Below are 21,413 nucleotides of genomic sequence, written 5' to 3'. Positions count from 1 at the left end.
TGCCATGGGCTCAATCATAAATTCTATAAGCAAGCGCGTCCCTTTAATGACAGGTTTTCCTCAAAGAATTTAGGGTCGACAACGATCTGTTCTTTCCAATTCCTCGTTCATCCGGCAATTGTTCCTAAGGTTACTCCAACAAAGAATGCCCAGGCAGAATATTCTCGTTCAAGCTCCATATCGATCAATATGCTCGGTGGGTTTCAGAAATGTCCTGGAGCCGTTGGTGGTTATTCCTTTACAGAGGAAAAAGAAGGGTTTCCTTTCTCTATGAATTCTTTCCTTCCCAATTTAAAGCCCTTTGGTTCTCATTGTAGGCCAGATGCATCGGTCAGTTTAAGGGAGGGGAGTAAGATGCTAAAGTTGGCCTTTAGAGATTTCATTGCATATTTATGACTGGAGGGGAAGGGATGTGTGGATCTGTCGGGATTCCGGCCCGCCAGTTACGCAACTGCGGCCATCCTTATAGCGGATGGCAATGCCTGAGAGGGATCTCACGGTTGTGTCATACATCATGGGTGTTCCCATGCCGTAGGGAGAATACCCGAATCCACCCACCGTGTATCCCATACCGTATCCACCGTATCCACCCATACCGTAAGAACCATACCCCCATCCCGGGTAGCTGTAGTTGTAGGCATAGCCTCCGTAGGCGGGAGTAGCAACGGTTCGTTTTGTCCCATGATAGAGCACGACGGCGTCGGCCCCCAAATCAGCGGCTTTTTTGAGAATGGCGCCTTCCTCATCTTCATAACTCACGGCTGAATCCACGACACTCAATTGGGCAATGGCGATATGGGCACATTTTGGTTCTAGAGCCATCACTTCCACATCTAGGACCGATTTTTTGGGCGGAAAATCTTGGCTGGTAAATCGAATGGTATCGACTGAGGTGCACCCGGTCATGATGAACCATATCCCCGTCAAGCATATGAGAAGTAATAAGGTCGGTCGTTTAACGCAATCCATTGTTGGCTCCTTGCCTTATCGCAAATATTGTTCAATCAGTTTAACTTCCGTTTCTATGCGCAACACTTCGATCCCGGCCCGCTGTTCTCGATAATCGTTCATCGTCTCTTTAAATTCTTTAAGTCGGCCAAGCCAGGCTTGTAAGGCTTCAGGTTTTTCCTCGGGATGGTCCTGGACCTTCCGCAAGAGTCCCTCCGTGAATCGCAATCCGTCGAGTTGCACCTTCCATTGTTCTTGATGCAGTTCCCACCCTCTCAGGTCAAGATTCCGGACTTCTTGAATGAGAGGATCCTTGGAATCCGGAGCCTCACGCAAAAACCTCATTCGATCCGAAATCTTCTCAATGTTGATGGTTAATTCCGCAATATGGCCTTCGATATCAGTGATGACGAATGGCAGGGGGTGCATTTCCTCATTTGCGGCCAACGAGGTTCCTATGATTCCCATGGTTAAGGTCAGCACCAATGCGAACACGTTGGTCATGCGTGACATGCTCATAGCCTATGCCTTTCTTTGTAATCCAAGTGGGTTGGGAAAATAATGAAATTCTGGAAAGCTGGTTTGTTCTTCTGATAAGGGGGTTGGCAGAGAGCACATGGCACACTGAGGGTTAAGTCGTCATCCTCGATGTCATTTTCCGCAGGTAATCTTCGGAGTCAGGCGCCATTTCAACATAAACCCTTCTGCCCTCGCAATGTAGGATTCCCACAATCGATATTCCTTTGGAAGTTTTTTCGACTATGGGATTTCGTAAAATACGTGGCTAGCAATGTATGGATAAAACGAATACCAGTTATCCGTCTTCCTCAGACAATCAGGTGTAGGGCATCTACAATGAATAAAGAGTAAGTGGCTTAGGAAAGAGGAAGCCACATGAAATACGCACCGAATACGATTGCCATGAAACCGGCACTCACTTTCAGGTGGTGATGCCACGATTGAGAAACAAAGACAAACGGAAGACTGATCAGCCCACTCATCAGGAGCATTCCCCCAATCGAGCCCATGCCGAATAAGAGAATATAGATCATGCCCATTTCCATGGATGGCATGGTCGTCAGTACTGCAAGTGTCAACGCGGCACTGCCCGCCACTCCATGGACAAATCCCACTAACATAACTTTGGCATGAGAACTGCGCAAATGATGGTAATGGCTCGCATGATCCTGACCATGAACATGCACATGTGAATGGGTCATTTCCTCATGATGATGCTCATGATGGTGAAACGTCCATGGCTGGAGGGTCCTCCACAGGAGGTGCACTCCCAATGCCACAATCATGGCTCCGACCATGACTTCCATGTTGGCTGCCATTTGTACGGGAATCGTCCACTTGAGACTCAACACCAGAAAGCCGACGAGGGCTAACGAACAGGTGTGCCCGACTCCCCAGATCGCTCCTAATAAAGCCGAACGACGGATATCCCGTGATTCTGCAGCCAACGTTCCCATGGCAATGAGGTGGTCCGGATCGAGGGCATGTGTAATGCCCAACGTTAAGCCTAGCAACAAGGAAGTGATGAGTAGATGATCCATGTGAGAATCTGCTTCGAATGTTATGTGTCCGGAACGGCACTCCCGATTGTTCTCACCAACCAATACGAACGATGTGAGGAATGACCCTAGTGAGTTCTCCAATGTCTGTGGTGGAGTCTTCAATCGGAGGCTGACCGATTACCACATTCCCCCTATCACGATGCCACCCAACGGTTTCTATGAAATTGTCCCTCCGTTCGGCTCATCATAATCTAATGCCCCATGAAAAATCTCAGAATGTGTGACTTCTTGGCGTCGATAACGCACAAGTTTTAATTTAAAGGGAAAATGCAAACTCTGAAATACTTATATTGTTAACGACCTGATGCAGAATGGAGAGAAACCGCCGTCCTGATCACAGAATCTTAGCGGTGGACTCTTGCGCGGATGGTCACCTACTTCACGCGGTTGTCATTGCGGGTCCCGACTGCGTTGAATCTCCTGGAGCTCGTTCTTCAATTCCTTCAGTTCTTGCTCCTGTTTGTGGACCTGTTTTTCCAGGGCGCGGAGGGCGGGGTTTGTCGATGATGTTTCGCCGGTGTCGGGAAGACCTTTCTGTGTTATTGGTGAAACGACGTCCTCGCGGTTGCCCGTGATTGAAGGCGTTTCTGTTTGCCTGATCGGGGAGGGGGCTGACTCCTCACGGGCCTTTTGCATCGATTCGAGAAGCGGATAATTGATCGCCAGGGTGACCTCGTCGGGATGGCCCGGCTCCTGCGGGGACTTGTCTGGCCGAAGGGTTTCCTTGGGGACGAAAAGCACGGTCTGACCACCAAGGCCGGTCGGATCTGGGGCCTGACGGTCATCCACATACACCAAATTTATTCCCTCGTGTTTCTGTGTGTAGTGGGTGATGGTCAGAAAGAGCAGGTCTTCGCGGAGAGAAAGAGTCCCGGCCGTCATCCTTGAACCGTATTCCCAAGGATAGATCCGTTGAAAGACTATCTGTTCTTCCGGGGTTGCGAGTGAAAGGGCGGAGAGAATGTGCGGAGTCAGGAACTCCACGTCTTCATCGGAGAACATTCTCTTGGGCTTTTGTTGCACATGTAAAAGTTCGCCGAGGCCGGTTTGTCGCTTTTGCACGCGCAACCCGCGTAACGCTGCATGGATCACAGTCGGAGGGAGATTGGCTGGATGGGAGGCGCGAAAAGATTCTTGTGGGACCCACTCCAAATAGACGCGGCTGGTCTCGTTCTGGTGAAGGGGAGTGCGTATCCCTGATCCGGTACAACTAAGAAGGAATGTACAGGCTACAACGCCTGCCAAGGTTATGCGACTCAGATCCACAGCGCTGACTCTCACGGTTCCCTCTTGATCATCTCATCATCGGCTTAAAGTCGATTCCCCCGCGAGTATACCATGAGCCACAGGGACAGAATCATCAGGGTTCTCCACCTATATTGATACGCCGGAGAACAGAAGCTTGGGCTGTTCAATTAAATGGTTGACAATTTTTTTAGCTTCTCACATAGTGTGGGCCTCGCATGAAACAGAGCTGAATTAATCCGAAATGAATCATATTTTTTGAGCTTGTACTTGGAGGTCGATGACATGCGGACGTTTATGTCGTGCGCCATTGGCGTCATGTTTATCGTGATTGTGGCGAATGCGCCGGTTGTGCACGGAGCAGGGAAGATTGAAATTGACGACACGAAGTGGATCAGCGTGGGCCTCGGGCTGAAAACAAGTTTTCTCACGCAGGAGAATGCGGCAGCCAACGGATCTAATTGGAGTAATAACTTCCAATTGGACAATCTTCGTCTGTATGTGAATGGGCAGATCCATCAATATATCAAGGTTGAATTCAACACCGAATGTAATAATTGCGTCTCCTCCGATAATACCCAGGGCGGAAGTATGATTGTCCTCGACGCCATCGGCAAGTTTGAATTCAACCCGTACTTTAATATCTGGGCAGGGCGCCAGTTAGTTCCCCAGCACCGGGGAGAACTCTCCGGCCCCTTTTTTCAAAGTACATTTGATTTTGTTGAAACGCCGTTTTACACCTCTGATTTCTCCGGTTCCATCGGGCAGGGCGGACGATTCGGCCGCGACGACGGGGTGAACATTTGGGGAGCGTTAACTCCGGATAGAAGATTGACGTATGTCGTGGGGATCTTTGGTGGGCATGGCGGCGCGTCGAATCAGGCGGACAATCTCCTCTATGCCGGTCGTATCAGTTACAACTTTCTCAATGTCGAAAAAAATCCCGGTTATTACACCAGCAGCACGTATTACGGAAAGGGCGGCGATATTTTGACCGCAGCCTATGTGCTCCAATATCAGAACGATGGCGCCGGCACACAGGCCTCTCCCTCGACCTTTTATGGAATGAATGGAGATCTGTTGTTCGAAAAGGTGTTGCCCAACAAGGGCGTGCTGACCTTGGAGGGGGAACTCAAATATTTTAATCCCAACCTGAGCGCGCAGGCGCTCGCAGACCCTAATTGCTTCTGTCTGTTTTCCGGCGTTTCCTGGATGGCCACCGGATTATATCTTTTTCCCCAAAAAGTCGGGATCGGGCAATTTCAGCCTTACGTGCGCTATGTGGATACCAATCCTAATAATAGTTCCTCCCGATATCTGGTTGAGGGGGGATTAAACTACGTGATCGATGGGCATAATGCGAGGATTTCGCTGTTTTATCAATATGGCGATTTTTTAACCAAAGGCCGGGCCTATACGCCAGGCGTCAATGGGGATGCGGTCAGTGCAGTGGGGCTGGGTCTTCAGCTCCAACTGTGATGCGGGGGTCTGACATGGCAACGGAGTCCATCATGAATGACCGGCAGACGTTATGGGATTCAGGAAATTTCTTGCGGATCGTCCTTCGCGGGATTGGTCAAGTGATGTTTCAGGGCCATGCGGGAACGGGGATCTTATTCCTGATCGGGATCGCGGTCGCGTCGCCGCTGATGGCAGTAGGCGCGCTGATCGGGGCGTTCCTCGGTCCGGTGGTCGCGACCCTGGCGCGATTCGACAGCAAGGAGATTGAGGAAGGACTGCATGGCTTCAATCCGGTCCTGGTGGGCATCGCCACAGTCTTCTACTTGAAACCCGAGCCCCTGACCTGGGTCCTGCTTGTGGTGGGGTGCGTGGCGTCGATCTTCCTCACCTACCTGATGCGCCGATATCTGAAGTTCCCCACCTACACTGCGCCTTTTATTCTTGCGACCTGGCTGATCCTGATCGTCGCGCATACGATGGCCGGAACTGCGATCGACGTAATGCCGGCCCCCCCGGCGCACACGCCGTCTGGTTTCGTGGCGGAGGTCTTGGCGGGTGCTGCTGAGGTAATGTTCGGTGCGACAGTGGTGACCGGAATCCTGTTTCTTGCGGGAATTGGGCTCTGCACATGGCGCCACGCGGTGCTTGGGCTATTAGGATCGATTGTGGGAACGCTCGTGGCGCTGTATCACAATGATCCGACATCGGCAGTCCACCTGGGCATCTATGGGTACAATGCCGTTCTGGCGCCGATCGCGGTGTACCTGTGGGGGAAGTCTCTCCTGATTGCGATACTGGCCGCCATGATATCTGTCCCTCTGACGGAGTTCTTTCCTTCCTGGCTGGGAATCCCCGCGTTGACTGCCCCCTTTGTGGTCGCGTCCTGGATTATTATCGCCGTGGGTCAGATCGATGCGTTGTTCCTGCGGGAGCCGGTGGAGAAGTTGAGTTAAGGTCGACAGGCACAAGGGGTTCGCGAGGATCGTTTCGTGGGCTGCGGGCGCCGGATATCTACATCACACGTTCACTATTGAAGAGGAGAGCATGTCATGCATCTAACACCTCGTGAGACGGAAAAACTCTTGATTTACCAACTTGGCGATATTGCCCAACGGCGGAAGACCAAAGGCCTGAAGCTGAATCATCCGGAGTCGATGGCGCTCATCTGCTCGACGGCTCTCGAAGGGGCCCGCGAGGGGAAGACGGTCGAGGAGGTGATGACGGAGGCTGCGGGCGTACTGACACGTGATGACGTTATGGAGGGAGTAGCCGAGATGATCCCTTTCGTTCAACTTGAGGCCGTGTTCACCGACGGCACCAGACTGATTACGGTTCATGATCCGATCAAGTAATCCCCATTTATTCTGAATGCATTCTGAGACAAAGAGGAGGACGAACATGGCTCAGTCAAAAAAGGATACCCCAAAACCTGGAGTCGGGAAGTGGATGCGGCACAAGCATGCCGGCCCTCAATCCGAAGATACGGATACTGCTCCGGTTGGAGGCCTGATTCTGGCTAAAGGGGATATTGAAATCAACGTCGGCCGGCCCACGACGACTCTGAGAGTACGGAACACCGGCGACCGGCCCATCCAGGTCGGCTCCCATTTTCACTTTTTCGAATCCAATCGGTACCTGCAGTTTGATCGGGGGCAGGCATTTGGTCTGCGGCTGGATATTCCGTCAACGACCGCCATCCGGTTTGAGCCTGGCGACGAGAAGGAGGTGACTCTGGTCCCCATGGGCGGCAAACAATTCTGCGTCGGCTTCAACAACCTGGTGGATGGCTGGACGGGCGACGGGCCAACACCCGACTACCGTCCCAACTATGACGAGGCCATGCGGCGGATCAAGGAACGTGGATTCAAGTCAACCAAATCCTGACCAACACCGACAAAAAAGGAGTCTCTGCGATGTCTAAGATATCACGCAAACAATATGCCGACCTGTATGGGCCAACTGTCGGCGACAAAATTCGATTGGGCAATACGGATCTCTATGTCGAGATCGAAAAAGATCTGCGTGTCTATGGCGATGAGTTGGTCACCGGCGGCGGGAAGACTCTCCGTGATGGAATGGGGTCTGACAATCAAATAACCCAGGCTGCCGGCTGTCTCGACCTCGTCATCACCAACGTGACCATCCTGGATCCGATTTTGGGCGTGATTAAGGCGGACGTCGGTGTCCGTAACGGGCGGATCGTCGGCGTCGGGAAGGCCGGCAATCCTTCGACCATGGACGGGGTCACTCCGGGACTGACCACCGGCACCTCGACGGACGCGATCACCGGAGAGCATCTCATCCTGACCGCAGCCGGTATGGACACGCACATCCATTTTATTTGCCCGCAACAGATTTGGCACGGGCTCTCGAATGGCATCACCACTCTCTGGGGCGGCGGTATTGGCCCCACTGACGGGACTAATGGCGTGACGACGACCAATGGTCCGTGGAATATGGAGATGATGCTCCGCTCAGTTGAGGGATTGCCGGTGAACGTGGGCTTCTATGGCAAGGGCAATTGTACCGGCAAGGCACCGCTGGTTGAGCAGTTAGAAGCCGGAGCCACTGGTTTCAAAATTCATGAAGACTACGGCACGACACCTGCCGCCATCCGGTCTGCTCTGTCGGTGGCCGAGGAATACGACGTCAGCGTGGCCGTGCATACGGACACGCTCAATGAGGGGGGATTTGTCGAGGACTCAATCGCAGCCTTCGACGGGCGAACGATCCACACGTACCACTCTGAGGGGGCCGGAGGCGGCCATGCGCCTGACCTCTTGAAGGTCGTCGGCCAGCCGAACGTGCTGCCGAGCTCGACCAATCCGACGTTGCCCTGCGGTGTGAACTCGGTGGCAGAACTCTTCGACATGATCATGGTTTGCCATAATTTGAATCCAAAGATTCCCTCGGACGTGGCCTTTGCCGAGAGCCGGGTGCGTGCCGAGACGATCGTGGCCGAGAGCGTGCTGCACGACATGGGGGCAATCTCGATGATCGGCAGCGACTCGCAGGCCATGGGCCGCATTGGAGAGAATTTCCTGCGGGCGTTCCAAACGGCCGACGCCATGAAACAGGCACGCGGCAAGCTTCCCGAGGACGCCCCGGGCAACGACAACTTCCGGGTGTTGCGCTATTTGTCAAAGGTGACGGCGGCTCCTTGCATCGCTGCGGGGATCTTCCACCAGTTGGGATCGGTCGAACCCGGCAAGCTGGCCGATCTGGTTCTCTGGGAACCGGCATTCTTCGGCGCGAAGCCCAAGTTGGTGCTCAAGGGTGGTTTTGTGGTGTGGGCCAACATGGGGGATCCGAACGCCTCGCTGCCGACACCGCAGCCAATGATGTACCGCCCCATGTTCGGGGCCATGGGCTCGACGCTGCAGAGTACCTGCATGACGTTTGTGTCCCAGGTTGCTCACGACAGAAACGTCAAGGAGAAGTACGGGTTGGGCCGTATGGTCGAGCCGGTCAGACAGACCAGGGTCCTGACCAAGAAACACATGGTCCGCAACGATTATTTGCCAAAGATCGAGGTGAACCCGCAGACCTTTGCCGTGATGGTTGACGGCGTACATGCCACCGTTACGCCGCCGAAAACAATCTCCCTCAACCAGTTGTACTTCTTCAGTTGATTGGTATCAATGATTCCTGCGTCCGGCACCAGTCGGTTTCGTCTGACTGGTTTCCGGGCTCCAGGAATTTTCAAGAAGGTTCATAGGCCCGAGAACAAGGATGAGCGATTGGGGAAAAAACAATGATTATGGTTGAATCGGTGCTAGGCAATGTTAACGATGCGGACTGGAAGGCCAAACTCGATGGCGCGCATGTTGACGTGATGAACCTGGACCAATGGCAGGCGCAGAAAACCCGGTTCCGCCTGAAATCGGACGAAGGAGTCGAGCTGGCTGTGTCGCTGGAGCGGAATACTCACTTGCACGATGGAGACATTCTATTCTGGGATGACCGCACACGTGAGGCAATCATTGCCCGCATTCAACTCCAGGATGTGATGGTGATCCGGCTGGACGGGTTGCTCTCGAAGACGCAGGATTTCCTCGCGCACATTTGCCTCGAACTCGGACATGCGCTGGGCAATCAACATTGGCCGGCGGTGGTTAAGGGAACGACGGTCTACGTGCCCCTGACCGTAGATCGCCAAGTCATGGCTTCAGTGATGAAAACCCACGCGTTCGAGGAGATCACCTACGAATTTTCGCCGGGTGCCTCGGTCATTCCCTACCTCGCTCCACACGAGTCCCGGCGGCTGTTCGGGGGAGCCAATTCAACGCCTCACTCTCATGTGCATGAGCACTCGCCTGCCCTGAATCACCATGACGATCACTCCCATCCGCACACCTAGACGACGAACGACGTCCACACGCGACCATTCTTTAGGAAAACGATCATGCTGACCATCCCCGAGCTGATGCGTGTCCTACAGTTCGGCGATTCGGTGCTGCCGGTCGGGTCATTTACGTTCTCAAACGGATTGGAGTCAGCAGTCGAACTTGGGGTGGTGCACGACCTCGCGTCGCTTCGACAGTTTGTGCGGGTTGCCGTCGAGCAGGCCGCGACTTCGGACGGCATCGCGGTGCTTGCCGCCTTCCGCGCAGCCCGTGCGGGCGACAATGGCCGGATCGACGAGGCGGACCATGCGGTCTTCAATCGCAAGCTGAACGAGGAGATACGAACGATGAGCGTGCGCATGGGCCGCAAGCTGGCGGAGATGGCTGATCGCGTAGTGGGGCCTACTATTGCCAGTGCGTGGCTGTGCCGGATTACGGCGCATGAGACGCCAGGGTGTTACCCGATTGGCCAGGGGCTGGTTTTTGCCTCGCTTGGGCTTTCGGAGCAGGACGCCTTCGCGGTGCACCAGTATGGTCTGGCCAGTATGATGCTTGCTGCATCGCTGCGCCTCATGAAGCTGCATTACCTGGATGCCCAGGCTGTGCTATTCGAGATTAATTCCGATGCAGAGGCTGCCTACCAACGAATTGCCGCCAGCTCGCTTGAGGACATGGCAACCTTCGCGCCGGTGATCGATATTCTGGCATCCTCGCATGTGCAGGCGAAGGTACGCATGTTTATGAATTGATGGGTAAGGAGAACCAGCATGAAGAAAATCACACGCATAGGAATCGGTGGCCCTGTCGGATCCGGCAAAACGGCCATTGTCGAGGCGATCACGCCGAAACTGATGGACATGGGAGGGCGGATTCTGATTATCACCAATGACATTGTGACCACCGAAGATGCCAAGCACGTCCAACGCACATTGAAAGGTATCCTGTTAGAGGATCGTATCCTGGGTGTCGAAACCGGATCGTGCCCGCATACGGCGGTTCGCGAAGATCCGAGCATGAACATTGCTGCCGTCGAGGATATGGAAGCACGGTTCCCCGAAACCGATGTGGTCCTGATCGAGAGTGGTGGTGACAATCTGACCCTGACCTTCAGCCCTGCCTTGGTCGATTATTTCATCTATGTGATTGACGTCGCCGCCGGGGACAAAATTCCGCGCAAGAATGGACCGGGGATCACGAAGTCAGACATCCTGGTGATTAACAAAACGGATCTGGCTCCGTACGTTGGAGCAAGCCTCGACGTCATGGATCATGATTCCCGCCTGATGCGGGGGGACCGGCCATTTGTGTTTACCAACTGCAAAACCGGGGAGGGAATCGACCAGTTGGTCGAGCTGATCAAGGAAAATGCTTTGTTCGACCTGAATCTCGTGGAACCGAAGGTATGAGGGTGTTTGCCCCGGAACTCGCTCCGTATCAGGACGAGCCGAAGCAATTACCAAGTGGCGCATTGGGCAAGGATGCGCTCTTGCGTCTGCGCTTCGAGGCCCGGCGTGATCGCTCGATCCTGGCGTTCTCGGACCGAAGGGCTCCGCTTCTGGTGCAGAAGGCCCTTTACTGTGATGAGGGCATGCCCGATCTGCCGGTGGTGTTCATCATCACCAACTCCGGGGGTATCCTCCAGGGGGATCGCTACACGATGGAGTTTGCGGCCGGGCCGGATGCCTGCGGACACATCACGTCCCAGGCGGCCACCAAGATTCATGAGATGGACGCGAACTACGCGGGGCAGACGCAGGAGATTTCATTGGAGGAAGGGGCGTATCTAGAATATCTCCCTGAAATGGTCATCCCGTTTCGACATTCTCGGTTCCATACCCGTACCAGAATCCGGATTGCCTCAACAGCCACTCTGCTTTACTCCGAGATCCTGATGGGAGGACGCCAGTTTTATGGCGACGGCGAACTATTCCAATTTGACTTGTTCTCCTCCACGGTTGCTGCAGAGCGACCGGACGGGACGAAGCTGTTCGTTGAGAAATTCCTCATTGAGCCGGGCCGCTTGGAACCGTCTCGATTGGGCGTCATGGGAGATTCCACCGTCTTTGGCAACGTGATACTTCTGACCCCTCGCGAGCATGCGGAGGCGATCCAGGGACGGGTGGCCGCAGCCTGGAACCGCGAGGAGGGGTGGGCTGCGGGTGTGAGCCGGTTGCCCAATGATGCCGGCCTGATCTACAAGGTGATCGGCAAGGAGTCGAGCACCGTACGCGCGAAAGTGCGAGAATTCTGGTCATTGGTGCGGCCCCAGGTCACCGGCTTCGCCGTTCCTCCGAAATTTCCCTGGCATTGAAATGGTATTTCCGAACTCTCCCGGCTGAAAGAATGCTTTGACGCATGCGTGGATTGGACCTCATGTTGGCTTCTCTTGGAGGAGGAATCGGTTCGCTTGCGCGTTGGTTGGTTGGTGTGGCCATAGGCAAATGGTACGGTGGGACGTTTCCCCTGGCGACTTTCCTGCTCAACACCTCGGGAGCGTTTCTTATAGCGTTTTTTGCGGTCTTTCTGGACTTTGGCTGGACGGAACGCTTCGGACATCCGTTTAACACCTTCGTCCTGACGGGAGTCCTTGCAGGATATACGACCTTCAGCGCCCTGGCCCTTGATACGACCAAGCTCATTCACTCCCAAAAGGCCTCCCTCGCCCTCATATATTTGTTCGGGACCATTGCCCTGGCGTTCGTCGCCGCCCTGCTTGGGGCAGCCCTTGCGTCCGGAATGGTATAAGGAATCCCGGCTTCCATGCTTAACCAAATGATCCTGGTTTTTTTGGGAGGAGCCATCGGGGCAGCGATGCGGGAAACGATGGTGTTCGCGGGGGTGAATTTCCATAACCATTTCCCTACGGCCATACTTGTGGCAAATCTGACCGCGGCTTTTTTTATTGGACTCGTCACGGCACTCACTGGAAAAAACGGTCCAATCGAGAGAAAGGCTCAATTGTTCTTTAACACGGGTATGATGGGTGGGATGTCCACCTTCAGCACTCTCATTTGGGGTACATTGGTGCTCCTGGTCCTGGAGCAACATCAGCTTTGGATCGGAATAACCTACCTGGTCGTCAGCCTTATGGCTGGACTCGCATTGGTCCAACTCGGTCTCTGGCTCGGAGCATTACTGAGAGGATCGAACCTGGAATGATTGGCTCTTTGTTCAAAAATTTAAATCCCAGTCATGATGCCGTTTGGAAAATTGGTATCTTTTCGGTGTGGCGGGGTATGCCACCTATGAGTTTACTCTGGAATGGAGCGTCCGCATGCGAGCCGAACTGTTTGAGGATGCGGGAGGCTTTGGCTCCTGTTCCTGAGTCGTCGACTCCTTAAAATCGAAGGTCTGCATTGGTGCCACAGCCAACACGTCAGCTCCACCGGTCGCTCAATTCTTCTGGAAAACCACTGCCACTCCGCAATTTCAACAAATCCATTTCCTGATGCCCAGACCAGGGTTTCGCTATGTTAAGTCCAATAACAATACCTTCCAGGTTGGGAATAGATCGGACAATCATCAGGAAACCCTGGGCTTTGAACTCATCACACTCTTTTAGCCCCTCATGAAATTTTTTCTTTGAGGAGTAACTGAGTCTTCCTCATTTCTAGCCTGTTTTACTCACAACAGGTTCTTGGAATCCAAAAAAAAAGAGCCCCATGCTTTTGCATGGGGCTCGAGATTTTTCCGATCCTTGGGAATTTACCTAAAAGTCCTAAACGGCTAAGGCGCCGAAAACCAAAAAAGCCGCCAGCACTCCCAAGAATGACGCGAGAATTTCAGACAGAAAGGACATAGCATACCTCCTTTCAATTCGTATGGTTGAACCGTCTTTTGCTTTTCAGAGGCAAAATCCTGCTTTCTTCCACTTTAGATAGAGAAGAAGTATTTGGAAAGGAGCAGAATCGGTGTTCCCGGCAATCCAGGAATGATAAACAAGACTGCACCCACGATTAACGAAACCCAACCCATGAAGTTATAAAGTTTCTTTTTCACGTTGACTTCTCCTTTTTTGGGGGTGATATCGTTCCCGTACGCAATCCTATTCAATGAGGAAATAATTGGGACAATTTTTACTTCCCAAGAATAGCACTCTTTCCCATTCATTGGCGAACCCACATCGGGCACTCCATTGATTGTTTCTGATTACCCCACAGAGTATTGCCATGATGCTATTTATCACGTTCTTATAGGCATCGCCGCCCAATATCGAATGCCCTTATGGAACAGTGAAGAAGAATAGGCATCAGCAAGGTATCTTCGCCAATGAAATTTTATGTTGTGGAAAGGACTAAGGTCATTTTTGAATTTTGTAGGACGATCGAAAGGAGGGAAAACTTGGGTATGAACAACCCGGAAGAGACTCCTGTGATGGTGTGAAGACAGACTGCCATGGCCAACATTCCTTGGTTTTTAAACCGAATTGATTGCTATAGTTCCTCTTTTGAGAGCTTGCCTTCCCTGAACTCGATGGTCTTTTCAATGGCCTCGGTAAACGTCTCTCCATAGGCAAAAATTCTGTACCCGAGATAGCCGGCGGCGACTCCCGCTACAATCTCAGCGACACCAATGGCCATGGCTGCACCAATGCCCAAACCTCCAGTCAACATCCCACCGACGTTGGGATGTTCGTGAAATATTTCCCAAATCCCACCGGTGAGCGAGGTAATGCATCCCTCGAGGCCGCCTAAAGCCTCTTTGCCACTTCCGGCGAGTGAGTCACTCAATGATGCAGTCTCTAATGATGCTGTTTTTGTTCTGCTGGTTGCGCGTTTCGCCATGTAAACATCCTTATAATAAAAAACCCCTTAGCCCCAATCCATCACAGAATTCTAGCGAAACCATGATGGGGTGTAAATCCATGTGAAGAATTCAAGGCCGGGAAATCGTGGAACCCGACCTATAGAGATGGAAGAGAATTACGACGACGATGAATGGGTTAATTCCGCCTGAGCCTCACTGACCAGGTCGGAAAAGGTGGCTTCCACAATCAACCCGCCCTTGACGATTCCTTTTATGACAGGACGAATACTTTGCTGAAGACCGGATATGATATAGGGCGAAAAGTACCCCACCGCAGCCGTAGCCACGAATCCGATTGCACCCCATACTAAACCCGCAACGCCTGTCTCCATGGCATCCTCCTCGTTTTTTGAATTCTTTATTAGGTGTCTTTTCTTATTCCCGTATGGAGCAATCTACCCTTTGACGTTTGTGTTCTTTGCCTGATTGACTTCAGATTTGGCCTCAGCGACAAGATCTTGAAATTGCTCCCCTGACTCAGAAACATATTCTGATGCCGATGAATAGGCTGCCATTCCCCCTTTCATGGCTTCCTTGGCCATGGTCCGCACCCCCGAAGTGACTGCCGAAAAAAGTGATGGGGCTGCTACAGCTGCAATCGCTCCAACGACTATACCACCAATGATTGGTAACATTATTTCTTACTCCCTTCTTGAATAGATTTGCGTTGTGTTCTGAAGGCTGTACCCGGCAATACTGACAAAAACCGGTCACACTCCTCAGGTCTGAATCCCTTGCGTTACGCGGAAAGCTCTATAAGTTCTCCCTCGGAAACCGGCTGACGTTTGTCTGTTGGCTCATTTTCCCACATGTCGGTTTGTTTAATCTGTGATTCCAGTATTCGTATAGTCCGTGGTGGTTCGGCGGGCTTTCCCATGATGGGTCGAAGGCCATTCAAGGTGGCAATGATGGCCGATCCATTACTGAGTAAGGTTGCACCGATGGGACCGAGAATGCCAATGCAGGCCAATCCCAGCGCAATGGTATTCGGGATAGATATTATTTTCCAGTTTTGATGGATCAAGCTGATGGCTTCCCGGCTAATATCAATGGCTGCGGGAATTTTCCACAGACCGCCATGTAATAAGGTCACATGGGCCGTATCCTGAGCCACCTGGGTTCCACCCTCCACGGCAATTCCGACATCGGCAAAGGCAAGGGCCGGTGAGTCGTTAATTCCATCTCCTACGACCGCCACCTTGTATCCCTGTCGCTGAAGGTCCTTCACCACATCCGCTTTGTGGCCAGGGAAGACTTCGGCAATGTAGCGGTCAATTCCTAAGTCCATGGCAACGCGTTTCGCCACTTTTTCATGGTCCCCTGTGAGCATGACGATTTCCTTAATCCCACGTTCCTTGAGAGCATGAATCACTTCAGCGGCCTCCGGCCTGATAGGATCGGTATAGGACAACAGGCCTGCGAGTTTCCCATCCACGGCCACACAGAGGGGAGAGACGGCGCGGTCTTCCATTTCGCTAATCTGCGTTTTAATCTTTTTCGAAAGGGTGATGTGTTGTCCCGTCATATACCGGTGATTCCCTACCAGCACGATCTGACCGTCCACTATGGATTCAACACCCAATCCCAGGGTGTAGTCCGAGGTGGTTCGCTCGGGGATAATCAGTCCACGTTCCTGCGCAGCACGGACAATCGCCTGGGCCACAGGGTGTGTCAGCCGATTCTCGGCAGCCGCTGCCAACGTCAAAACCTCATCTGCGGTGAAAGAGCCAAGTGGATAAATGTCCACCACGTCGGGGTGCCCCATGGTTAAGGTGCCCGTTTTATCAAAGACCACGGCATCCACCTCAGCGAGATTTTCCATGTGGCGCCCGCCTTTAATCAAAATGCCATGGCGGATCGCTTTGGTCATGGAGCAGAGGACGGTCGTGGGAGCCGCGATTCTGATTCCCGTCCCATAGTCCACAATCAACACGGCGGCTGCGCCGGGAATACCGCCGCCAATCACGGCTCCAACCGCGCCAAGGCCAAAGCTATAGGGAACCAGGTCATTGGCCCATTTCACGGCATAGTTTTGAATTTTGGTCTCTCTGGCTGGGGCGCCTTCAACCAACCGCACAATTCGGGCGGCCTCGGTTTCATCGCCGATTTGCTCTGCCTGAATATACAGTTCCCCTTCACGTAGGACTGTAGCGGCATAGACCGGGTCGCCGGAGTTTTTTTCAACCGGCATGGATTCGCCGGTTAAGGTGGCCTGATCCACCAGGGCTTTGCCCGATTGGACGGTCCCATCTATGGAAATCCGTTCCCCGGGGTAGACCACCACGGTTTCTCCTCGTTGAATCTCGCTGACGGGAATCTGAATCGTTTGGCCGTCTCGAATGACCCAAGCCCGGGTCTTCTGGTAGGCCAGGACTTCTTCAATGGCCTTCTTGGACTGTAAGACCGTCAGGTCTCGAATATAGTCCGCAACATTGATTAAAAAGACCATACCTGTCGCCAGGGGAAAGGCACCTTGTATCGACATCAGCGCAGTCGCCGAGGCATCAAGAACATCCACATTCAGTTTTCCGTCAACCGCGACAGAATGGTAGGCTCGTTTGAGCATAGGCAGGGCAGCGGCCAGGAGGAAGATGGGTACAGCAATAGGTGCTAGGGGTTGGACGAACAGGGCGATGGCAATACCGGTGCTTGAATACCATAGTTCCGGGCCCGATTCCTCATCGATGTCATTATTTGCCTGTTCTTGTGTGACCTGTTTGGGCTGGTAGGCCTCAATGTCTTCATGACGAAGGCCTCGCAGGAACTGGCAGAGTCTTTCTCCGTCCCACCGGGTTGGGTCAAATGTCACCGTGACACTATAGCATCTGGAGTTGACACTGACCTCCTGAATACCCTCCTGGTCTTGGAAAAAAATATGCAGGGCTTCGACAAGCTGGGCACGAACCTGCAAGGCAGGGACACGAAGACGCACTCGCTCCGGAAGCGAGTGGATGATTTCAGTGGAGGCCAGGATATTGGGCATTCTGGCAGGTAATGCGAAAGGTTTTCCCTTGGAAGAGGGCTTTACGCCATTCCCGTTACTCTTGTCATGCCCTGTTTCCCCAAATGATGTGTCGGGATTCTCGATGAAGATATCTTTGGGTGAGACTCCAAGGGTTTTCGCTACCATGCGAAAGAACTTCGGATTGGTAGCCTGAGATTGGTCATAGTGAAGAATGAGGTGCCCTGTCGCTGAATTTTTCGTGACTTCCTCTACCCCTTCCAGTCTGGAAAGTTTGAGATCGATCCCATCTGCAGAGTCAATATTTTGCTCAAACCCGGACAACTTTAATCGAAGACGACCAGGGAGAGCATGGACGATGGATGCAGAGGGGGAGCTCATATGATAAATCCTTTGCAGAAGAAATGGGGGAATAAAAGGGAAACCAATTGAAACCCGGACGCAATTTTCAGTCGATTTTTATCTCGTGGGATGAATCAACCGTGTTGGTAAACCCACAATTGTCAGATCTAGGATTTGGCTCTTGTTTTCTTTGAAGGCTTCTTTGGTGGAGCCTTTTTGGGTATTTTTGCCTTGTCTGTTCGCGTTGTTTTTGAGGATTGAGTGCGACCTTTTTCCGGAGCGGGAATTTTTGCTGACGGTGTTTTTAAATTGGAGAGAGGTAAGCCTAAGCAGGAAGAAACAGAGGGATGGAGGCCTAGGACTTCTACAATATTTTGATCGTATTCAATGAGGAGGCTACCCGTTTGGGGGTTAGCCGCCACACGTTTAATTCCCGAAAATTCAAGAAGGTCGCGTTGAATGTCAGCCGCATAGACGATATTGTTTTTCAGCCGGTGAAGCTTAAGACGTACCCGACCAGGCAAGGCATGGAGAATCTGAGTGTCACTCTCCTGCTTCATCTTTTTTCGTCCTTCGCTTTTCCGGTTTGCTCCCCCTGGTTTTTTTACTAGTTTCTCCCTGGCCGCTTCCAGGGGATGGTGTTTTTAGGGCTTCCGAGCGTGCCTCTTCCAGGAGGTCATTGAATTGTTTCGCCACCACGGAAGTCTTCTCCGAGACCGTGTCGAATGCCACTATGCCGGCTTTCACGAGCTCTTTGAATAAAGGGCGGAACGCTCCTGAAATTCCCCCTTGACCGCTCTCGGCTTGCGAGTTGCCCGTGGATTCAGGATCTTCTTTATCCGTTTGAGACATGTTCTGACCTATAACTGCTTCATTTTGAGGATTTGGCTTTCGCTGGCTTGGCAATTTCTGCTTTTGCTTCCGCGACAATATCATTGAATTGTTCACCGGTCTCAGCAACCATTTCTGAAACGGCGGCATAGGCGACAATGCCTCCCTTCAGAACTTCCTTGATCAAGGGACGAAATATTCCACCGATTCCGGACAGAAGGGACGGGGCTGCCACTCCTACCACTGCTCCAACAACCGCACCGCCAATTACAGCTTCCATTTGTCAAACCCTCCTTCAAGTAATAGTTATTCACACCTTCTCCACTTGCGGTTTACTTATAAATATACATCAAAAATTTTGCAAGGAATTTATCATGAAATAGGTAGATTTTTTATGAAAAATTCATTCCACACAAAATGGGGGTAGCCCCAAAACGGGGTTCCCCCTTCTGAATTGGCTGCCGGTGTAACCGTACCTAGGTATTTATGGGGCAGAATCCGACTAATTTAGGACAAAGCCATGTTGAATTCCCTCCCGAACCCAATAGGTCTCCCCAGGCCAGATGTATTCCATGCCTTGTGGACCGTGAATTTGGATGCCTGTCAGAACTGCATAGTCATTATGGACGGGGTCAACGGTTAACTGGATCATTCTTTTTAGTTCCTCAAGAATCACCGCATAGGCAATTTTGGTGAGGCTCAGCAGATCGGGAATGTCACCGTAGGTGAGTTTGCGAAAGAGGTGTTGTTTCAGCAGGCTTTGTTCAATGTCATCAAGATCGATTCCCAACGAGACGCACCGATTGGCCAGTTCCGTTTGAAAGCCGTGCAATGCGCCGCAGGCATGGGACGGTTGCAATCGCCCCGGACGATCGTGGCGACCGATTTCGCCTTGTGCATCCACGCCGATGTGCGGCAGGGCAAAATAGACATGGCGTTCACGCCCATCCTCATTCGGCGCATGGTGCTGCGCGGCTAAGAAGCCGGTCTTTCCCAAGAAAAGCATGCCGCCCAGACTTGAAAAAATAAACGCTTCTCCCCAGGTTTTTTTTACTTCCTCGACGAGGGGCAAGGTCAGTTCATCCCGGCACAGGCTGACGAAGGCGATGGTGTTCTCGGCCCGGAAGCCTTCAGCCTGCAAGAGATCATAAGAGCGTTTGACAAAATCACCTTGTGGTATCGCCTTCGGAAAGTGTGCGGAGAGGACTGTGTCAAAGCTTGCCATGGGTTTGCCTGGCTACATCGGGAGATAGAAAAATCCAATGCCCAAAATCACATAGACTCCCAACAACATCACGCCTTCCATCCAGTGGGATTCTCCATCTTTGGTGAGGTTCCCGTTGACGAGAATCGCGATGACAATGGCCGCAATTTCAAATGGCACAAAGAGCAAATCCAAAGGTTTGGGACCGAGAATGTAACTGACAAATACCAGCATCGGCGCGACAAACATGACTACCTGGGTACTCGCCCCGACGGCAATTCCCATGACCAGATCCATTTGATTATTTCTGGCGAACCGCACCGAATTCATCAGCTCGGCCGCATTCCCGAATACGGCAAGAAAAATCACACCGGCAAAGATGGGCGTGAGGCCGATGCCTGCGGCTGCGGGTTCAATCGCTCCCGTTAATATTTCGCTCATGAAGGCAATGCCCACTGTTACGGCCGCTAACATTCCAATGGCCTTGTTTTTACTCCATGCCCCTTCTTCTTCCGATTTTTCCTGCCCGCTCCCTTCGGCCGGTTCTGCGGCTTCCGTCCGAAATAAATGCTGATGAGTTTTCAGGGTGAACAGCAGACTTAACAGGTAGGCGATGAAGAGCACAACGGCGATTTCGGTACTGAGTTCCTCTTCCTGTTTGGAAGTGAAATGAAACAGAGCGGGCACCATAAGCCCCACACCGGCGAGGGTTAACAGTCCCGAACTCATCCCGGCTGCCGTGGCATTGAATTTTTGTTCTTTATGGCGAAGACCGCCGAGGAGTATTGCGAGGCCCATCCCGAGCAGCAGGTTTCCCACGATGGACCCGGTGATGGAGGCTTTGACCACATCGTAAAGTCCGGCTTTCAAGGCAAAGATCGAAATAATCAATTCCGGGGCATTTCCCATCGTGGCCGCGAGTAATCCTCCCAGGGTGGCGCCGATATAGACCGACAGGCTTTCCGTCGATCGCCCCATCAAACCCGCTAATGGGACAATGGCGAGGCCCGAGGCGATGAAGACGAGAATGGGGTTGGCTTCATACCAGTCAAGTCCTACTGCAATGGGGATGAAGACCAGGAGTAAATTAAGTCCCATCGTTGCCCTCTTATTAAAGTGGTTAGGAGAACCCGGAATTTCGGCAGTGTACTAAATACCTACCACACTATTCATTACCTGTCTGTATAAGAGTATCTTCGCGCGTCGGTCTTGAAACCTCTGGGAGGGCGGGATGTCATGGACCTCAAACTCACAAAGAGAAAAGGAATCCGAAATAGAGTAGGGCGCTTCCGCTCAACAGCCATGGCCGCCAATGTCCAAACCATTTCAAATGGAAATAACTGGACTTACTTTGTTTCCGTGGACACTCCACTGATTCTGCCATCTGTTGCTCCTACTCTTTTGGGCTGCTTTGTCCCAGATGCTGATGGCCTCTCGCAATTCATTCCGGCGAACCGTGATCTCTCTGCCTCCTCATAATCCGACAACTTTTCTTCACTTGGCCTTTTTCAGATGGATACCAGCCTGAAACCGCGGGTATGACGGCAATAAGATGAATACCTGCCAATGACTATAGGGGCAACCTCCATTGCCGGAGATATGAGCCACAAGTTCTGTCAGTGTTGGTAGAAATCTCAATTGATTCTGACGGTGTCTGGCAACTGAATGTGCTTCTTACTTTGGGATCA

General features: G+C 52.4%; 27 protein-coding genes. 13 read left to right on the top strand and 14 right to left on the bottom strand.

The window, feature by feature from the left end:
- Window positions 1-396 (top strand): hypothetical protein (locus AAH187_RS09545; RefSeq protein ID WP_342348223.1); only part of this gene is annotated, 396 nt, incomplete at its 5' end.
- On the opposite strand, the gene AAH187_RS09540 is transcribed toward AAH187_RS09545, so the two are convergent.
- The 4 genes from AAH187_RS09540 to AAH187_RS09525 all read right to left on the bottom strand — a co-directional run bounded on the left by AAH187_RS09540 (window position 391) and on the right by AAH187_RS09525 (window position 3,809).
- The gene (locus AAH187_RS09540) at window positions 391-906 is read right to left on the bottom strand and encodes a hypothetical protein (RefSeq protein WP_342348222.1); all 516 of its coding nucleotides are present in this window, start codon (window positions 904-906) and stop codon (window positions 391-393) included. The genes AAH187_RS09545 and AAH187_RS09540 overlap by 6 nt on opposite strands.
- Window positions 907-984: 78 nt before the next feature.
- Window positions 985-1,452 (bottom strand): hypothetical protein, encoded by a 468-nt coding sequence (locus AAH187_RS09535; RefSeq protein ID WP_342348221.1) that lies wholly within the window; start codon window positions 1,450-1,452, stop codon window positions 985-987.
- Window positions 1,453-1,823: 371 nt separating this feature from the next.
- Window positions 1,824-2,507, bottom strand: a complete 684-nt coding sequence (locus AAH187_RS09530; RefSeq protein ID WP_342348220.1) for a hypothetical protein — start codon at window positions 2,505-2,507, stop codon at window positions 1,824-1,826.
- 411 nt (window positions 2,508-2,918) lie between these two features.
- A complete protein-coding gene (locus AAH187_RS09525; protein ID WP_342348219.1) occupies window positions 2,919-3,809 on the bottom strand; it encodes a hypothetical protein in 891 nt (296 codons plus the stop codon).
- Between the two features lie 249 nt (window positions 3,810-4,058).
- Between AAH187_RS09525 and AAH187_RS09520 the strand changes: the two genes are divergently transcribed.
- The 12 genes from AAH187_RS09520 to AAH187_RS09465 all read left to right on the top strand — a co-directional run bounded on the left by AAH187_RS09520 (window position 4,059) and on the right by AAH187_RS09465 (window position 12,905).
- Window positions 4,059-5,252 (top strand): hypothetical protein, encoded by a 1,194-nt coding sequence (locus AAH187_RS09520; RefSeq protein ID WP_342348218.1) that lies wholly within the window; start codon window positions 4,059-4,061, stop codon window positions 5,250-5,252.
- Window positions 5,253-5,266: 14 nt separating this feature from the next.
- Window positions 5,267-6,187, top strand: a complete 921-nt coding sequence (locus tag AAH187_RS09515; RefSeq protein ID WP_342348217.1) for an urea transporter — start codon at window positions 5,267-5,269, stop codon at window positions 6,185-6,187.
- A gap of 96 nt (window positions 6,188-6,283) precedes the next feature.
- The gene (locus tag AAH187_RS09510) at window positions 6,284-6,586 is read left to right on the top strand and encodes an urease subunit gamma (RefSeq protein ID WP_342348216.1); all 303 of its coding nucleotides are present in this window, start codon (window positions 6,284-6,286) and stop codon (window positions 6,584-6,586) included.
- Window positions 6,587-6,632: 46 nt separating this feature from the next.
- Window positions 6,633-7,118 (top strand): urease subunit beta, encoded by a 486-nt coding sequence (ureB, locus tag AAH187_RS09505; protein ID WP_342348215.1) that lies wholly within the window; start codon window positions 6,633-6,635, stop codon window positions 7,116-7,118.
- Between the two features lie 29 nt (window positions 7,119-7,147).
- Window positions 7,148-8,866 carry an urease subunit alpha gene (locus AAH187_RS09500; RefSeq protein WP_342348214.1) on the top strand — a complete coding sequence of 573 codons (1,719 nt, stop codon included), beginning with the start codon at window positions 7,148-7,150 and terminating at the stop codon, window positions 8,864-8,866.
- 140 nt (window positions 8,867-9,006) lie between these two features.
- Window positions 9,007-9,594 carry a hypothetical protein gene (locus tag AAH187_RS09495; protein ID WP_342348213.1) on the top strand — a complete coding sequence of 196 codons (588 nt, stop codon included), beginning with the start codon at window positions 9,007-9,009 and terminating at the stop codon, window positions 9,592-9,594.
- A 45-nt stretch (window positions 9,595-9,639) separates the two neighbouring features.
- Window positions 9,640-10,329: an urease accessory protein UreF gene (locus AAH187_RS09490; protein ID WP_342348212.1), complete on the top strand. Its 690-nt coding sequence runs from the start codon at window positions 9,640-9,642 to the stop codon at window positions 10,327-10,329.
- An 18-nt stretch (window positions 10,330-10,347) separates the two neighbouring features.
- Window positions 10,348-10,986 (top strand): urease accessory protein UreG, encoded by a 639-nt coding sequence (gene ureG, locus AAH187_RS09485; RefSeq protein WP_342348211.1) that lies wholly within the window; start codon window positions 10,348-10,350, stop codon window positions 10,984-10,986.
- Window positions 10,983-11,891: an urease accessory protein UreD gene (locus tag AAH187_RS09480; protein ID WP_342348210.1), complete on the top strand. Its 909-nt coding sequence runs from the start codon at window positions 10,983-10,985 to the stop codon at window positions 11,889-11,891. Before ureG ends, AAH187_RS09480 begins: the two co-directional genes overlap by 4 nt.
- A 44-nt stretch (window positions 11,892-11,935) precedes the next feature.
- Window positions 11,936-12,325, top strand: a complete 390-nt coding sequence (locus tag AAH187_RS09475; protein WP_342348209.1) for a CrcB family protein — start codon at window positions 11,936-11,938, stop codon at window positions 12,323-12,325.
- A 15-nt stretch (window positions 12,326-12,340) separates the two neighbouring features.
- Window positions 12,341-12,739 (top strand): CrcB family protein, encoded by a 399-nt coding sequence (locus AAH187_RS09470; protein WP_342348208.1) that lies wholly within the window; start codon window positions 12,341-12,343, stop codon window positions 12,737-12,739.
- A 43-nt stretch (window positions 12,740-12,782) separates the two neighbouring features.
- Complete coding sequence (locus AAH187_RS09465) at window positions 12,783-12,905, top strand: hypothetical protein (protein ID WP_342348207.1); 123 nt, start codon at window positions 12,783-12,785, stop codon at window positions 12,903-12,905.
- Between the two features lie 548 nt (window positions 12,906-13,453).
- Here AAH187_RS09465 and AAH187_RS09460 read toward each other — a convergent pair.
- The 10 genes from AAH187_RS09460 to cax form a co-directional block, all read right to left on the bottom strand.
- On the bottom strand, window positions 13,454-13,579 hold the full coding sequence (locus AAH187_RS09460; protein WP_342348206.1) for a hypothetical protein: 126 nt from the start codon (window positions 13,577-13,579) through the stop codon (window positions 13,454-13,456).
- A 434-nt stretch (window positions 13,580-14,013) separates the two neighbouring features.
- Window positions 14,014-14,364, bottom strand: a complete 351-nt coding sequence (locus AAH187_RS09455) for a hypothetical protein (protein WP_342348205.1) — start codon at window positions 14,362-14,364, stop codon at window positions 14,014-14,016.
- A 138-nt stretch (window positions 14,365-14,502) separates the two neighbouring features.
- Window positions 14,503-14,718 (bottom strand): hypothetical protein, encoded by a 216-nt coding sequence (locus AAH187_RS09450; protein ID WP_342348204.1) that lies wholly within the window; start codon window positions 14,716-14,718, stop codon window positions 14,503-14,505.
- Between the two features lie 63 nt (window positions 14,719-14,781).
- A complete protein-coding gene (locus AAH187_RS09445; RefSeq protein WP_342348203.1) occupies window positions 14,782-15,021 on the bottom strand; it encodes a DUF5132 domain-containing protein in 240 nt (79 codons plus the stop codon).
- Between the two features lie 104 nt (window positions 15,022-15,125).
- Window positions 15,126-17,729, bottom strand: a complete 2,604-nt coding sequence (locus AAH187_RS09440) for a heavy metal translocating P-type ATPase (protein ID WP_342348202.1) — start codon at window positions 17,727-17,729, stop codon at window positions 15,126-15,128.
- 128 nt (window positions 17,730-17,857) lie between these two features.
- Window positions 17,858-18,250, bottom strand: coding sequence for an HMA2 domain-containing protein (locus tag AAH187_RS09435; protein ID WP_342348201.1), 393 nt, complete (start codon window positions 18,248-18,250; stop codon window positions 17,858-17,860).
- Complete coding sequence (locus AAH187_RS09430; protein ID WP_342348200.1) at window positions 18,234-18,542, bottom strand: hypothetical protein; 309 nt, start codon at window positions 18,540-18,542, stop codon at window positions 18,234-18,236. The genes AAH187_RS09435 and AAH187_RS09430 overlap by 17 nt, the downstream gene beginning before the upstream one ends.
- A 19-nt stretch (window positions 18,543-18,561) precedes the next feature.
- Window positions 18,562-18,801 carry a DUF5132 domain-containing protein gene (locus AAH187_RS09425; protein WP_342348199.1) on the bottom strand — a complete coding sequence of 80 codons (240 nt, stop codon included), beginning with the start codon at window positions 18,799-18,801 and terminating at the stop codon, window positions 18,562-18,564.
- 222 nt (window positions 18,802-19,023) lie between these two features.
- On the bottom strand, window positions 19,024-19,746 hold the full coding sequence (locus AAH187_RS09420) for a hypothetical protein (protein WP_342348198.1): 723 nt from the start codon (window positions 19,744-19,746) through the stop codon (window positions 19,024-19,026).
- A 12-nt stretch (window positions 19,747-19,758) separates the two neighbouring features.
- The gene (gene cax / locus AAH187_RS09415) at window positions 19,759-20,823 is read right to left on the bottom strand and encodes a calcium/proton exchanger (RefSeq protein WP_342348197.1); all 1,065 of its coding nucleotides are present in this window, start codon (window positions 20,821-20,823) and stop codon (window positions 19,759-19,761) included.
- Window positions 20,824-21,413 lie beyond the last annotated feature (590 nt).

The organism is uncultured Nitrospira sp., assembly GCA_902500695.1.
GTDB lineage: Bacteria > Nitrospirota > Nitrospiria > Nitrospirales > UBA8639 > Nitrospira_E.
This window is presented reverse-complemented; position numbering and strand designations above follow the sequence as displayed.

Coding starts and splice junctions, on each gene's coding strand:
- ureG (WP_342348211.1), top strand. CDS start 10,348: ATGAAGAAAATCACACGCATAGGAATCGGTGGCCCTGTCGGATCCGGC.
- AAH187_RS09510 (WP_342348216.1), top strand. CDS start 6,284: ATGCATCTAACACCTCGTGAGACGGAAAAACTCTTGATTTACCAACTT.
- AAH187_RS09500 (WP_342348214.1), top strand. CDS start 7,148: ATGTCTAAGATATCACGCAAACAATATGCCGACCTGTATGGGCCAACT.
- AAH187_RS09540 (WP_342348222.1), bottom strand. CDS start 906: ATGACCGGGTGCACCTCAGTCGATACCATTCGATTTACCAGCCAAGAT.
- AAH187_RS09520 (WP_342348218.1), top strand. CDS start 4,059: ATGCGGACGTTTATGTCGTGCGCCATTGGCGTCATGTTTATCGTGATT.
- AAH187_RS09435 (WP_342348201.1), bottom strand. CDS start 18,250: ATGAAGCAGGAGAGTGACACTCAGATTCTCCATGCCTTGCCTGGTCGG.
- AAH187_RS09530 (WP_342348220.1), bottom strand. CDS start 2,507: ATGGATCATCTACTCATCACTTCCTTGTTGCTAGGCTTAACGTTGGGC.
- AAH187_RS09440 (WP_342348202.1), bottom strand. CDS start 17,729: ATGAGCTCCCCCTCTGCATCCATCGTCCATGCTCTCCCTGGTCGTCTT.
- AAH187_RS09475 (WP_342348209.1), top strand. CDS start 11,936: ATGCGTGGATTGGACCTCATGTTGGCTTCTCTTGGAGGAGGAATCGGT.
- AAH187_RS09445 (WP_342348203.1), bottom strand. CDS start 15,021: ATGTTACCAATCATTGGTGGTATAGTCGTTGGAGCGATTGCAGCTGTA.
- AAH187_RS09430 (WP_342348200.1), bottom strand. CDS start 18,542: ATGTCTCAAACGGATAAAGAAGATCCTGAATCCACGGGCAACTCGCAA.
- cax (WP_342348197.1), bottom strand. CDS start 20,823: ATGGGACTTAATTTACTCCTGGTCTTCATCCCCATTGCAGTAGGACTT.
- AAH187_RS09450 (WP_342348204.1), bottom strand. CDS start 14,718: ATGGAGACAGGCGTTGCGGGTTTAGTATGGGGTGCAATCGGATTCGTG.
- AAH187_RS09535 (WP_342348221.1), bottom strand. CDS start 1,452: ATGACCAACGTGTTCGCATTGGTGCTGACCTTAACCATGGGAATCATA.
- AAH187_RS09490 (WP_342348212.1), top strand. CDS start 9,640: ATGCTGACCATCCCCGAGCTGATGCGTGTCCTACAGTTCGGCGATTCG.
- AAH187_RS09480 (WP_342348210.1), top strand. CDS start 10,983: ATGAGGGTGTTTGCCCCGGAACTCGCTCCGTATCAGGACGAGCCGAAG.
- AAH187_RS09420 (WP_342348198.1), bottom strand. CDS start 19,746: ATGGCAAGCTTTGACACAGTCCTCTCCGCACACTTTCCGAAGGCGATA.
- ureB (WP_342348215.1), top strand. CDS start 6,633: ATGGCTCAGTCAAAAAAGGATACCCCAAAACCTGGAGTCGGGAAGTGG.
- AAH187_RS09425 (WP_342348199.1), bottom strand. CDS start 18,801: ATGGAAGCTGTAATTGGCGGTGCGGTTGTTGGAGCAGTGGTAGGAGTG.
- AAH187_RS09455 (WP_342348205.1), bottom strand. CDS start 14,364: ATGGCGAAACGCGCAACCAGCAGAACAAAAACAGCATCATTAGAGACT.
- AAH187_RS09470 (WP_342348208.1), top strand. CDS start 12,341: ATGCTTAACCAAATGATCCTGGTTTTTTTGGGAGGAGCCATCGGGGCA.
- AAH187_RS09515 (WP_342348217.1), top strand. CDS start 5,267: ATGGCAACGGAGTCCATCATGAATGACCGGCAGACGTTATGGGATTCA.